11 protein-coding genes and 1 pseudogene are annotated in these 12358 nt (G+C 44.7%); 6 read left to right on the top strand and 6 right to left on the bottom strand.

Annotated features, from left to right (window positions below):
* Positions 1-102: 102 nt before the first annotated feature.
* Positions 103-291, top strand: coding sequence for a hypothetical protein (locus MHB82_RS17650; protein ID WP_095357596.1), 189 nt, complete (start codon positions 103-105; stop codon positions 289-291).
* Between the two features lie 127 nt (positions 292-418).
* On the opposite strand, the gene MHB82_RS17645 is transcribed toward MHB82_RS17650, so the two are convergent.
* Positions 419-1804: an alkaline phosphatase gene (locus MHB82_RS17645; protein WP_341175463.1), complete on the bottom strand. Its 1386-nt coding sequence runs from the start codon at positions 1802-1804 to the stop codon at positions 419-421.
* 391 nt (positions 1805-2195) lie between these two features.
* On the opposite strand from MHB82_RS17645, the pseudogene MHB82_RS32105 reads away from it, so the two are divergent.
* Positions 2196-2378, top strand: a pseudogene (locus tag MHB82_RS32105) (YkvA family protein); the annotation flags it as partial.
* A 212-nt stretch (positions 2379-2590) separates the two neighbouring features.
* On the opposite strand, the gene MHB82_RS17635 reads toward MHB82_RS32105, so the two are convergent.
* Positions 2591-2968, bottom strand: a complete 378-nt coding sequence (locus tag MHB82_RS17635; protein WP_095357535.1) for a MerR family transcriptional regulator — start codon at positions 2966-2968, stop codon at positions 2591-2593.
* 134 nt (positions 2969-3102) lie between these two features.
* Here MHB82_RS17635 and MHB82_RS17630 point away from each other — a divergent pair, with 134 nt between their 5' ends.
* Positions 3103-4074, top strand: a complete 972-nt coding sequence (locus MHB82_RS17630) for an aldo/keto reductase family protein (RefSeq protein ID WP_095357536.1) — start codon at positions 3103-3105, stop codon at positions 4072-4074.
* Positions 4075-4273: 199 nt separating this feature from the next.
* Here the strand turns inward: MHB82_RS17630 and MHB82_RS17625 are convergent, their stop codons facing one another.
* Complete coding sequence (locus MHB82_RS17625; RefSeq protein WP_341175462.1) at positions 4274-6073, bottom strand: sensor histidine kinase; 1800 nt, start codon at positions 6071-6073, stop codon at positions 4274-4276.
* Entirely contained in the window at positions 6070-6798 is a 729-nt protein-coding gene (locus MHB82_RS17620) for a response regulator transcription factor (RefSeq protein WP_341175461.1), read from the bottom strand. Before MHB82_RS17620 ends, MHB82_RS17625 begins: the two co-directional genes overlap by 4 nt.
* A 158-nt stretch (positions 6799-6956) precedes the next feature.
* Here MHB82_RS17620 and MHB82_RS17615 point away from each other — a divergent pair, with 158 nt between their 5' ends.
* Positions 6957-8225 (top strand): DUF418 domain-containing protein, encoded by a 1269-nt coding sequence (locus MHB82_RS17615; protein WP_341175460.1) that lies wholly within the window; start codon positions 6957-6959, stop codon positions 8223-8225.
* 104 nt (positions 8226-8329) lie between these two features.
* Entirely contained in the window at positions 8330-8863 is a 534-nt protein-coding gene (locus MHB82_RS17610) for a hypothetical protein (RefSeq protein WP_341175459.1), read from the top strand.
* Positions 8864-8963: 100 nt separating this feature from the next.
* Here MHB82_RS17610 and MHB82_RS17605 read toward each other — a convergent pair whose 3' ends face one another.
* Positions 8964-9419, bottom strand: a complete 456-nt coding sequence (locus MHB82_RS17605; RefSeq protein ID WP_341175458.1) for a CBO0543 family protein — start codon at positions 9417-9419, stop codon at positions 8964-8966.
* 572 nt (positions 9420-9991) lie between these two features.
* On the opposite strand from MHB82_RS17605, the gene map reads away from it, so the two are divergent.
* Positions 9992-10732, top strand: a complete 741-nt coding sequence (gene map / locus MHB82_RS17600) for a type I methionyl aminopeptidase (RefSeq protein ID WP_095357541.1) — start codon at positions 9992-9994, stop codon at positions 10730-10732.
* A 162-nt stretch (positions 10733-10894) separates the two neighbouring features.
* On the opposite strand, the gene MHB82_RS17595 is transcribed toward map, so the two are convergent.
* Positions 10895-12112 carry an NAD(P)/FAD-dependent oxidoreductase gene (locus MHB82_RS17595; protein WP_095357542.1) on the bottom strand — a complete coding sequence of 406 codons (1218 nt, stop codon included), beginning with the start codon at positions 12110-12112 and terminating at the stop codon, positions 10895-10897.
* Between the last annotated feature and the right edge of the window lie 246 nt (positions 12113-12358).

Here is a 12358-nt window from a genome sequence, read left to right as displayed (position 1 = left end):
ATTTGGTTAATACGGTATATTGAAAGTGGTTCATTTCCTATAATACAGGAAATTCCATTCATAAGGATGAGCAAAGTAAATGACCAGGAGGAATCAGTCTATATGGAAGCAACGGAAAAGAGATGTCCTGATTGTGGAGGAAATTCATTTGTACAAGCTTCAGATTTTATCAATCTCCGTCCAGTGGATAAGAAACTTGCAATGGGGTCTGAAAAGATTTATACCGTTTGTCTGGACTGCGGCGAAGTGGTGTCGATCAAAGTGAAGAACCCTGAAAAGTTAAAGCAATAATATTAATATTAGTTGCATATTTCTTCTTATAACCATTCTTTCACTAAGGCAACTTAGAATGAAACAGAAGAGCCCCTCTCCTTTTCCTGCTGGATAAAGAGAAGGGCTATTGGTGAGAGGCAGATTGTTATTTATGCTTCTTTAAGATATCAAAAATGATCTCTGCATTATTCGTATTGTCGATCAGGCCCGAGAATCGATGACTTGCCGGACCGTAAGCGTAGACTGGCACGTCGTCTCCCGTATGTCCGCCTGTCGTCCAGCCAGTGAACGAGCGGTTATCAATAATGGCTTCGATGGCATTGTCGATCGTCGTGACATCTGCGTCTTTAGCTGCATTTTTAACCGATTGAATCTCCTCGGAAGTTAACTCAAGTTTGAGATAGCTCTTAAGGGTTTCTTCCACGGAAGCCCCTTTAGCGATTTGAGCTGCCATGAAATCAGGAGTGCGTACAGCGGCTTTGATCGGATCCACGAAAAAGTTATATTCTCCGTCTTTCCCGAGCGTAAGTCCACCAGTGGAATGGTCAGCGGTTGCTACGACAAGTGTCTCTCCATCTTCTTTGGCAAAATCAATAGCCGCCTCGAATGCTGCAGCAAAATCCTCCATTTCGCTCATAGCACCAACGATGTCATTATCATGACCGGCCCAGTCGATCTGGCTTCCTTCAACCATGAGGAAAAACCCATTTTCGTTTGAGCTCAGGCGATCAATGGCTGTATTTGTCATCTCGGCCAGCGAAGGCGTTTCGCCAGTACGGTCAATCAACTTGTCCATACCTCCGTCAGCAAATAGTCCGAGAATCTGTTTATTTGTATCCTTGAGAAGGGCACTGCGATCATTCACGTAGCTAAAACCTGCTTTTTCGAACTCATTGGTCAAGTCCCGATCTTCACGTACAAAATTGGTTTTTCCTCCACCTAAAAGTACATCAACTTTGTGCTCCCCATTGATCAATTCATCATAATAATCATCTGCGATGGCATCCATGTTCTTCCTGCTTATATCATGAGCGCCGAAGGCAGCAGGTGTAGCATGAGTGATCTCTGACGTAGCTACAAGTCCGGTGGACTTTCCATTTTCCTTGGCTTGCTCCAAAACCGTTTTCACTTCAGTATGGTCATTATCGACAGCAATAGCTGCGTTATACGTTTTCACACCAGCAGACATTGCGGTCGCCGCGGAAGCCGAGTCCGTTACGTTTTGTGTGTCGTCGTCCGGATAGGTCATTTGAGCGCCCACAAGATAGTGATCAAATACCGTTTTCTCCATGATCTTAGTCGAAGGGTCATCCTTCATATAACGGTAAGCGGAAGTATAAGCCGTTCCCATGCCGTCACCGATGAGGAAAATGATATTCTTGATTTTTTTTGTCTCTACACTAACGGCTTGTACCGCGTGGGCCTGACCGGCAGACAAGACGGTAGAAGCGGCAAAGACCAGGCTGAGTGCAGCGGCAGGAAGTACTTTTTTGGATAATTTCACGATAATTCCTCCTTTATTATTAAACATGAACATATGTAGCTTTATTCATTTGTCCGTCAATATGAAGATTATCATTCGACTGTAAAAGAAGTCCCAGTCCTCTGTATTCGTTGTGTAAAATAATTTACAAAAAAGAGGACCTGACGGATATCTACCGGATCATTATTTATTAATTCACATGATAAGTAATTAATATCAAGAAATGATTAACAGGAGATGGAAGGAAGCACTGCGGAGAAATGTTGCGAGGGTCATGCGTGAAGTATACTCACAATTTGCTATCAAACCGGAGGTGAATGGTTTATGATCAATTCATTACGATGACTAACGGCGAGGGCAGAAGATGAAACAAACAAAATGGATCGATAAATTAAAAGCCATGGCAAGGGAGATCAAACGAAATGTATTCATCTTGTACCTGGCGTACAAGGATCCTCGGGTATCTTGGTATGCAAAATTATTTGCGGTCGGCGTAGTAGCTTATGCCTTCAGTCCAATAGACCTGATCCCTGATTTATACCTGTACTTGGGTATCTTGATGACCTGATTATAGTGCCGCTCGGCATTACGATGGCTTTGAAGCTGATTCCTCAAGAAGTCATTCTGGATTGCAAAGATAAAGCGGAGGAGATCCGGAAGAACGGTAAACCCACGAATTGGATTACAGGAGGAGTGTTTATCATTGTGTGGATCGTCTTTGCCGTCTGGATTGGTTCGATCTGCTATAAACTTTTCATTTAAATGAAGAGGCCCACCTGAATCAGCTGATTCAGATGGGCCTCTTTTTTTATAGAATATTAAGCAATCGATATGCTATTTGGAGTCGATGTGAAAGATGCCAATTTCGTTATAATGCTCCAGCTTATAGTCAATTGTACCAAGACTGCAGTTTAGTGTATCCAGTTGTTTCAGTATATTTTGTCGATGCTGTTCCAGCATAACCTTTCGCTGTTCACTCGTGGAAGAACCCTCCAGGCATAACAGCATAAATGCTTTGATATCCTCCAGGGACATGCCGCTGTCCTTCAGGCAGCGGACTAACTCCAGCCAGCAGATATCCATTTCGGAATATTGGCGGGTACCGTATTCTGTCTTTTTCAACAAAGGCATTAAACCTGCTCTGTCGTAGAAGCGTAACGTGGAAGGCGGTAATTGGGTGCGTTCCGCGACTTGTTTAATCGTAAATTCCAAGCAAATCTTCCTTTCAAAAAAATCGATTGAATGGCTTGACTTAAACCTAAGTTTAACCACTATCCTAAGATTGTTCAATAGAGCGTTTTCAGGAGATAAGCTCTTATTTTAACTTTAATGGAGGAGTGATTTGGTTGAAGTACAGAAGATTGGGCAGAAGCGGATTGAAAGTGAGCGAAATCGGATTGGGGAGCTGGCTGACCTACGGATCGGCTACATCGGAGGAAGCTGCGCGTGCCTGCATGCATCAGGCATACGAACTGGGCATTAACTTTTTCGATACATCCAATTCCTATCCCGGTGCGGAGGAGGTAATGGGCAGTACATTGAAGCAGTATCCACGCAGCAGTTACGTACTGGCTACAAAGCTCTTTTTCCCACAAGGACCGGGTCCAAACGATCGTGGATTGTCCCGCAAACATATTATGGAGCAGTGCGAAGCGAGCTTAAAGCGATTAGGTACCGATTATATTGATTTGTATCAATGCCACCGCTTTGATTCCGAAACACCTATTGATGAAACGCTTAGGGCATTAGATGACCTGCAGGCACAGGGCAAAATTTTGTATGCGGGTGTCAGCGAATGGACCGCAGCACAGATTGCGGAAGCCTCCGGGATCGGCAAACGCCTGAATCTGCGTCCAATCATATCCAATCAGCCGATTTACAACATGTTTGAACGTTATATCGAAAGAGAAGGTATTATTGAACAATGTGAGCAGGAAGGACAGGGGCTTATCGTATTTTCTCCATTAGCACAAGGTGTGTTGACGGGCAAATACAAACCTGGACAGCAGATTCCAGTAGGAACAAGGGCTTCCAATGATCAAACCAATGGGGTTATCAACAGTTACTTGCGTGAAGACGTGCTCCAATGTACTGTACAGCTGTCGGAACTGGCCAATGAGCTCGGGGCAACGTTATCCCAGTTTGCTCTGGCGTGGATTCTGCGTCAGCCTGCTGTAAGTTCGGCCATCATCGGCTCCAGTAGACCGGCACAAATTGAAGAAAACATCAAAGCAACCGAACTGGAACTTACTTCTGAGATTATCGAACGAACGGAGAAGATTCTATCGTCAATCAGCCATTTTGCACCGTTGAGATAGACAGTGAGAAATCGGTTATAAGTGGCAGACAACGTAGAAGATGGAGAACTGAATAACAAACGTATGGGGACTGAAAGTATCTTAGTAGAATTCGGGATACTACCCATTTAGAAAAATGAAGAATGTAACAGGCCCTGCCGTTTCTCAGCAGGGCCTGTTACATATCGTTTCAAGGTGAAAAATTAGCGTTTCACTTATTTTAGAGATGAGTTTCCGGTTTACTGTTGCTATCGGGAGATGCAAGTCTAGGGAATGTGAGTTTGATCATCGTACCTTCGCCAATACTGGACTCTACCAAGATCGTGCCTTTGTGCGCGGCCACTACTGCGTAAGCGATGCTCATACCAAGTCCCGCGCCATCACTTCCCTCGTCGGTGTTGGTCCCTCGGTAATAACGATCGAAGAGACGGGACTGCGTCTCCGCGTCCATACCTACCCCATTGTCACGGACGATAATGAAGGCAAGCTCGCCTTCGCTTATAACGCTCAGTGTGATTTCCGTTCCTGGCGGGTTATGCTTGACTGCGTTGGAGATCAAGTTATCGAGCAAACGTTGGAACCATTTTGGATTGGCTAAAATAGGAAGAGAAGCCGGGCTTTCTTCGAAATCGAAAACCACGTTTTGCAGCGTTGCATCGTTAACATAGCGTAGAACGGCACGTCGAACGAATTCATTAAGTTCAAGCGGCTCCAGCTTTTCACCTGGCGTATGATTTTTCAGTTCAAATGTAAGCGAGAAGTCCTGCAGCAGTTCCAGCATATATGTACTCTTTTCGCGGATTGTGCCTCCAACCTCTCTCAGTTCATCCTCACTCCAGCTGAACTGTCCACTCTCTAGCAGGTGCCCGTAACCCTGAACGGTTGTAAGTGGTGTACGTAGATCATGGGAAATGCCGGTCATCCATTCTTCGCGTGATTGCTCGAGACGCAGGCGTTCATTACGGGCAAAGGCTAATTTATCTGCCATTTCAGAGAAGCCTGCGATAACCTCATGGTATAGCTTATAACGGGCACGAAAACGGCCTTTTCTGCTGAAAATTTTCTTGCGTTCTTTCTCGGTAAAAACCTCCTCGTACTCGCCCCGGCCCATTCGCTCAAAACCCCTCATGAACAATAGCAGGGGACCGCCGTACCGGTAGCCGTGCCAGACAGCAAGACCAAGGGACAGCAATAAAATCGCTAAGCCGATGGTAACCAACACGATTAGCATGGTACGTAATATCGGCTGGTTGGTTGATTCTGCTTCCTCTCGTGGTCGCTCAATCAGCCATGTATATTGGGAAGCGGGGTCGTAATGATAGGAGACGTCGATCTTGGATTTGGCTGGTTGCTGGCTCATTTCAATCAGAGCGAAGGCCCTGTATTCCTCATGGCCTGAAGGGAGCCCGAAGCTCTGAACGATATGACCGCTCTTGTTTAGAACAACAAGAGAAACTCCGATTGATTTCACATCATTTTCTAATATTCTAGCTGCGGAGTCCGGTACCTTTCCATTCTCGGAGTATAGTTTGTACCACTCTTCAAGCTTCGTTCCGTCCACGTCTTTCCGCCCGAGCAGATAGAGATTTCGGTCACCTAGAATTTCTTCGTATAAGGTTGTAACCTGGTATTCATTCAGCTTTCTAGTATCACTGATGCGCAGTAGTTCAGCAGCAGAGTACTGCTCCGGCACGTCTTCAGGTACGTTTAGATTATAAACTTCCCGACCACTTTCGTTAACGATCTGGAGCCAATATCCCTTTTGTTCAAGCTGGGCTGGCCAGAAAGAAGGAAGTTCCACGCTGTCGCCTTCGATCGTGGTTTCAATCGCCAGTGAATCCAGTACATCTGAAGGAATGTCGGTCTTCAGCTGTTCGTTACCTATGTGATACATAATGGTGAATAAAGAAATTAATACGATGGCGAGAACCAACAGCCAAATGGTGAAGAACTGGATGGTAAAATGTAACCCCAAACGCCTTGTAAAGCGGCTATGTATCTTTTTGGCTTGCTTTTTCATACGTTGTCACCCTTCACGAGCTTATATCCGAGACCCCGAACAGTCAAAAGATAACGTGGGGAGCTCGGATCGGGCTCAATGCGTTCGCGTATTTTTCGGACATGAACCATGACCGTATTATCGTCGCCAAGTCCGTCGAAGCCCCAGACTGATTCATACAGTTGGGATTTGGAGAAGACAATGTTTGGATTGCGGCACAGGAACAGCAGCAGTTGGTAGGCTTGGGCAGGGCACGGCATGTTTTGGTCGCCAACAATAAGCTCGCCTGCGCGTTCATCAAGAATAAAACCGCCGAATTCATATCGTTGACGTGGATCCGCGTTAGGTGTGACTAACGATTGGACTGTTGATTCGGCAATTCCTCGTCTCAAGCGTGCTTTAATTCGGGCTGCTATCTCCAGGGGATTGAACGGCTTGGTAACATAATCGTCGCCACCTACAGCAAAGCCCGTCAGTCTATCCAGATCTGTTGCTCGAGCGGTCAAATAGATCAGATGTGCGTCAGATTGTGCCCGAATCTGGGGTCCAAGCTCAAAACCAGTGCGGTCAGGCAGCATCACGTCGAGCAGAATAATATCAGCGCCATATTCCACTAAAAGACGCATTCCTTCTTCCGCATTGTCTGCTGTATAGATATACTCGAAGCCTTCCTTGCGCAGTACGAACTCGATCATCTGCACGATGGCTTTTTCGTCGTCCACGATTAGAATTTTTGCAGAATTCATTGGGAATTTCCTCCTTGTCTTCATATTGCATTAGTCATTGTACCAGAGAAACCTTAACGATGCTTAAAGTAAGCAGCTTGTTTTCATGGCTGCGTTAAAGAAATGTTAAGGAAGGCTTTAGCGCTCATTTAGGGCAGAGTACTATGCTATATACAGAGGTGATTGAATTGATTATTAATAAAAAGCGCATTCAATTAATCGATGGACTGCGCGGATTCAGCCTGGTAGGCATTGTATTGGCGAATATGTTGATTTTTCAATACGGTCTGTTTGGCGAGAGCGAATCGCAATTGTTTGGGATTGAAGGGACGGACTTGGCTTTTCATTCATTCCTGAATATCACGGTGGTAGGCAGCTTCATGCCAATCTTCGCGTTTATGTTCGGGTTCGGCATGATTAAGCTATCGGATAGCTTGAAAACAAGGGGACTAAGGCCGAAATGTCATCTAGCCCGCCGTTTTCTGCTTCTATTGATTATCGGGCTGCTGCACTCGACATTTCTGTGGGAAGGGGACATATTGGCATTTTACGGAGTTACTGGTTTCTTACTGTTGATGTTCCTGAACCGGAAGCCAAAAACGTTATTCGTATGGGCCATCATACTACTTACGATTGCAGGGCTTCTTGGTCTCCCATCTTCTGATTCGTCAGACCCGATGGCTGCTACGTCACAGGGCATGATTAACTACATTGTGCAGAGCCAGGATATATACGGTAATGGCAGCTATATGGAAATCAAGGACTTTCGAAATAATGCCGATCCATTTGCAGAAATGGGATCAAATTTCATCTTGCTTGTTATCGTGTTGGCCCCGATCATCACGCTGCCGATGTTTCTGCTTGGCATGCGTTCCGCCAGAATCGGAACATTTGACAACCCACAAGCAATGAGACGTACATACTATCGCCGCACAGCGGTCCTTGTGCCGGTGGGACTGTTACTTAAAGCATACGGCGTATTAGCCCCGCAACTGGGTGCAGAAAGCTGGCTCGGTACCGGTATTGGATCAACACTCGGAGGTATGCTGCTTGCACTGGGCTACATTTACGCTTTTGCACTCCTGTATACGGGAAAACAACGTTCTGCTCTAATAGCAAGGTTTGAAGCGGTTGGCCGTCTCTCACTCACGAATTATCTAATGCAAAGTGTAATATGTACGTCGATTTTCTATGGATATGGGCTTGGACTGTTTGGGCATGCCGGGGTGTTCGTTGGGGCGCTGATCGCTGTTGCTGTTTATTGCATTCAGTTGTGGTTAAGTCCAATTTATCTCAAGATGTTCCGGAGTGGCCCCCTGGAATACATTCTGCGCATTTGGACGTATCTGTCCTGGAGAGGACAGCCGAAAAAGAAGAGGCGAAAACCACGGTATACGTTAGAAGGGGAGGCAAACTCGCTTAAATCTGAACAAGGATATACAGGTTGATCATTCTTCACGTTGAGAATACCTTACATATGTCCCATTCGCACAGGCAAGCAGTCCATTTATTGCGTAAACTACAGGAGATTCAGTAGAGCGAGGTGAATTCTATGGCTAAAATCAACGATATACGCCTAAAGGCAAAGCGATATAAAGCCAAACCCGTCTGCGTGACTCTTCATAATGGTGAAACATACATTGGTTATATCGCTGAAGTGAATAACGGTGGAGTGGTGCTAACTGGTGGAGGAACCGCATTGGGCAAACCGACACCACGAGACAGCTCCCATCGTTCCAACCGGAACCGAAAGGCTGTTTCAGGCAGTAAGGGAGTCTCCTCTCACAAAAGAAAACAGGGCAAAGGCACACGTAAGCCGTCTACGCGTTCGCGCCAAATGTCGCAAGCGCAGGTTTCGTCCTTTCTGCCCATGATGGGTTCCTTGTTTGGCGGGCTCGGTGGCGGGGCTGCAGCTGGAGGTGCTGGAGGATTACTTGGCGGAGGAATGCGGTTATTCGGCATGATTCAGCAATTCGTGCCCGTCGTGAAAATGGGCTACGGTATGATCAAGTCTATCAAGCCGTTCATGGGAGCTGTCCAAGGTCTCATGGCCGGGCCTAGTCAGGTTGAACAGGAAGAAGCATAATATATTCACGGCCCCGGCTTTTCCTTTTTGACATAGAGGATTGATGTTCCGGGTGACAAAGAAATCAGAAATGGCGATGGCTGACATGTAAAATCCCTTCCTATAGTTCTGAATGTATGAACAGCTTTCTGAAAAGAAGGCCATAACCGTATGCTATAGCTAAAGGCAGAAGGTAGGAAAGGGCGGTCCAGTAGATATTCCATCCATTGAAGTACACTACTCTGCCCATTTCTTTGGCCAGCCATTCAATGAGGGTAAGAACTGCGGATGTAATGACTATGGCGAGCCAGGGTTTTACGCCTTTTTTGATAATGGCATACATCATAAGACATCCTGAGATCGGGTAGATGCCCAGATCCATTGGAAGAGCGGTATAGGACTGATTATTGGAGTTAGGGAGTATGTTCCAGAAAAAGTTGAAACCTACACTGTTAATGCAAGCAGAGGCGGCTATGCCCAACGGATAAAAAACGAAAAGAATTTTGGGCTGTCTTCGTAAAATCCATCCACCAATTAGAACAGGAATTATAAAACCTAAAATAATATTCCCCAACATGTTGATCACTCCTCAGGTTCAACGACCATTAATACTAAGCCAGTTTATCCATTAGTCCCTATTATTTTTATCCTCAAGAAGGGTATTGAGCTTCTGGTTTACCATTTTTAATTGTTTATCATAATGCTTATATGTAATAAAGCCGATTAAAGCTTTAACTGCAAAAAATAATATTGCCGCAATGACAATCAGTACGTAATTATGTGCAATCTGCTTGAGCCATTCATTTATCCCATTCAATCTCGGATACCCTTCTCTCTGGAAAGTACTTTGTTTCCTATTTATAGGATGAACCAATTTGAAGAAATTATGTTGTTTTGGAATTAAATTTTGTATTGACAGGATAGTTAATATCGCATCTTTGCGTTATTATAAATAAATGTGGTCACAAATGGCCGCGTGTTCCACTTCTGAACACCGATGATTTTGGAGAGATTATAATAAAGCTCATCCAACAACCGGGCAGGTAAGTTTTGTTAGAGGTATGGTTACTCATTTACATGGTTTGAGTTATTCGAGAGAATAGCATTAATGAAGTGCACTGATGATAAAAGATAGTGAGGTAGAAAAAAATGATTGCAAAGACAGAACAAGACTTTAATGGTTTGAAGGAAATCGGTAAGATCGTAGCCGCCATTCGGGATGAATTGGTACAGCGGACAGTTCCGGGTATAACGACGAAAGAACTTGATGACATAGCCGGAGAGCTTTTTGCCAAAGAAGGGGCCGTGTCAGCTCCAAAAAGTGAATATGATTTTCCGGGGTACACTTGTATCAGTGTTAATGATGAAGTAGCGCATGGTATTCCTGGACAGCGCGTTATTCAGGAAGGTGATATCGTAAACATAGATGTATCCGGCTCCAAGAACAGCTATTTTGCAGATACGGGAATCTCCTTTGTAGTTGGCGAGGGAGAAGAAGTATTAACCAAAATATGCGAAGTTGCAAAAAAAGCATTTGAAGCAGGGCTTAAAAAAGCAAAACCCGGTTCCAAAAAAAGCGGTATCGGAAAAGCAGTGTTTCAAACTGCCAAGCAGCATGAATTAACGGTTATCAAAAATCTTACAGGACATGGTATTGGACGTACAATCCATGAAGCACCCGATCATATTTATAATTACAACGATACATCGGATGACGAATTGCTAAAGGATGGAATGGTTATTGCATTTGAACCGTTTATTTCAACTTCTGAAGAAGAAGTATTCCAAAAAAATGACGGCTGGACCTTTGCTACCAAAAAGAGCTATGTGGCTCAAATCGAACATACGATTATCCTGACCAAAAATGGTCCGATTATAATCACGGAATAACGGGAACAAGAGCGTTATTGAAGGTCGATTTCCATTGTGAAATCGGCTTTTTTTGTGTCTCAGGTTCTTGTTCCAGGCGAACGAGAACCTGAGCATGTACCTTAAGCCTTGTATTAAGCCCGGTACCCATCCATTTGCCTTGAAAGTTGTTTTTATCTTGAATTACCTGGAGATAAGCGGTCTGGTTTGCAGGTAGATATCGAGATCCGAACTCGATCCAGTGAGAATCTGATCCGAAACAATTTTGGCCAGGACACCGTTATACACCGTTCCGTTATCTCCGTATGCCATCAAAATATAGCAGTGGGGATATGTCTCGTATTGGCCGAGGACAGGCAATCCGTCATGCGTGCCTCCGTAAAAGGCGCCCAGGTAGTATTCAGGTTCGGCCGGAATGTCCGGAAATAGCTTGTTAAACTCTTGAATGAGCTTGTCCTTGCTTGCCAGAATTTTGGAATCTCGGGTTAAAGCGAAGGAAGTATCCTTATCCATTCCTCCGATAATAACCCGATTGTCCGGGGTTGTACGCATGTACACATATGGACGTGCAGTTTCCCAGATCAATGTTCGTTTGTACCAGCTTGAAAAGTCGTTAATCGGCTTCGTAATGACGGCATAGGAGCTTGCCAGCGTAGCATTCTTTTCGGTTTTAAAATCGCTATCTTCATACCCGGCTGCAATAATTACATGTTTGGCTCGGATTTCGCGACGTTCCTTAGTGTAGAAGACGGCATAATCCTGTTCGAATCGTCTGCCTGTTATCTCCGTGTTCTCATAGATCTTTCCTCCCTGAGATTTTACTTTCTCAAGAAGTCCATATACGAATTTTAAGGGGTTCATTTCCGCATCGTCATGATAGTACAGTGCTGCCTTTTTCCGGAATGGGTACGAGCCGGATATATGCTGTTCATTCCACAGATCTACCTTAAATCCGTACTTCTGTAGAAGGGCATATTCTTCATTCAAAGCGGAAACATCCTCTTCATAGCTTGCGTAATAGAGGCTATCACGTCTTATAAAATCAGGATTGATGGGTAATTGGCTGCTTACTTGCTCAATATGATTAATAGACTGTTCACATAGCTTCAGATGACGAGAGGCTATTTCTTCACCAAAGGAGTGACTGAGCGATACAAAACTCTTCTCACCTGCATATTGAATCAAGGCCGTATTGGTGCTGGTACTGCCTTCTCCAACTTTTCTCTTGTCGACGATAACGACAGATACACCCTGGTCACAAAGGAAATTTGCACACTGAGCTCCGGAGCTGCCAGCGCCGATAATGAGCACATCGCAGGATATGTCCTCCTCCAACTTAGGGTAAGAGGGGGGATTAGCTATTGTTGTCGGCCAGTATAACTTACCGCTCTGCAGATCCATTCGAGTCTCTCCCTTATATATATTCGGTACGTAGTATGGGCAACTCACTGGAACTCGATGCAAAATTAGGTGTTTTCGAACAACGTGCTTCGGAAACTAACAATACAGTAACTAGGTGAAGATATGCTTTATTGCTCGTCAAAGTGGTGTTTTTTATGATTTAAGTAAATGTACACAGACATGCGAAACATGTTACTATTTAAGTGCTTTATAGTTATCATTATAAGGAGCGCTTAAATATGATCA

This window comes from Paenibacillus sp. FSL K6-2862 (genome assembly GCF_038005125.1).
GTDB lineage: Bacteria > Bacillota > Bacilli > Paenibacillales > Paenibacillaceae > Paenibacillus > Paenibacillus illinoisensis_A.
Note: the sequence above shows the minus strand (reverse complement) of the source record. Positions and strands in the feature narration are given on the sequence as shown.

What these genes read in the sequence shown, in the direction of transcription:
- MHB82_RS17650 (WP_095357596.1), top strand. Translation starts at nt 103, where the DNA reads ATGGAAGCAACGGAAAAGAGATGTCCTGATTGTGGAGGAAATTCATTT.
- MHB82_RS17645 (WP_341175463.1), bottom strand. Translation starts at nt 1,804, where the DNA reads ATGTTTAATAATAAAGGAGGAATTATCGTGAAATTATCCAAAAAAGTA.
- MHB82_RS17625 (WP_341175462.1), bottom strand. Translation starts at nt 6,073, where the DNA reads ATGAAAAAGCAAGCCAAAAAGATACATAGCCGCTTTACAAGGCGTTTG.
- MHB82_RS17620 (WP_341175461.1), bottom strand. Translation starts at nt 6,798, where the DNA reads ATGAATTCTGCAAAAATTCTAATCGTGGACGACGAAAAAGCCATCGTG.
- MHB82_RS17610 (WP_341175459.1), top strand. Translation starts at nt 8,330, where the DNA reads ATGGCTAAAATCAACGATATACGCCTAAAGGCAAAGCGATATAAAGCC.
- MHB82_RS17605 (WP_341175458.1), bottom strand. Translation starts at nt 9,419, where the DNA reads ATGTTGGGGAATATTATTTTAGGTTTTATAATTCCTGTTCTAATTGGT.
- map (WP_095357541.1), top strand. Translation starts at nt 9,992, where the DNA reads ATGATTGCAAAGACAGAACAAGACTTTAATGGTTTGAAGGAAATCGGT.
- MHB82_RS17595 (WP_095357542.1), bottom strand. Translation starts at nt 12,112, where the DNA reads ATGGATCTGCAGAGCGGTAAGTTATACTGGCCGACAACAATAGCTAAT.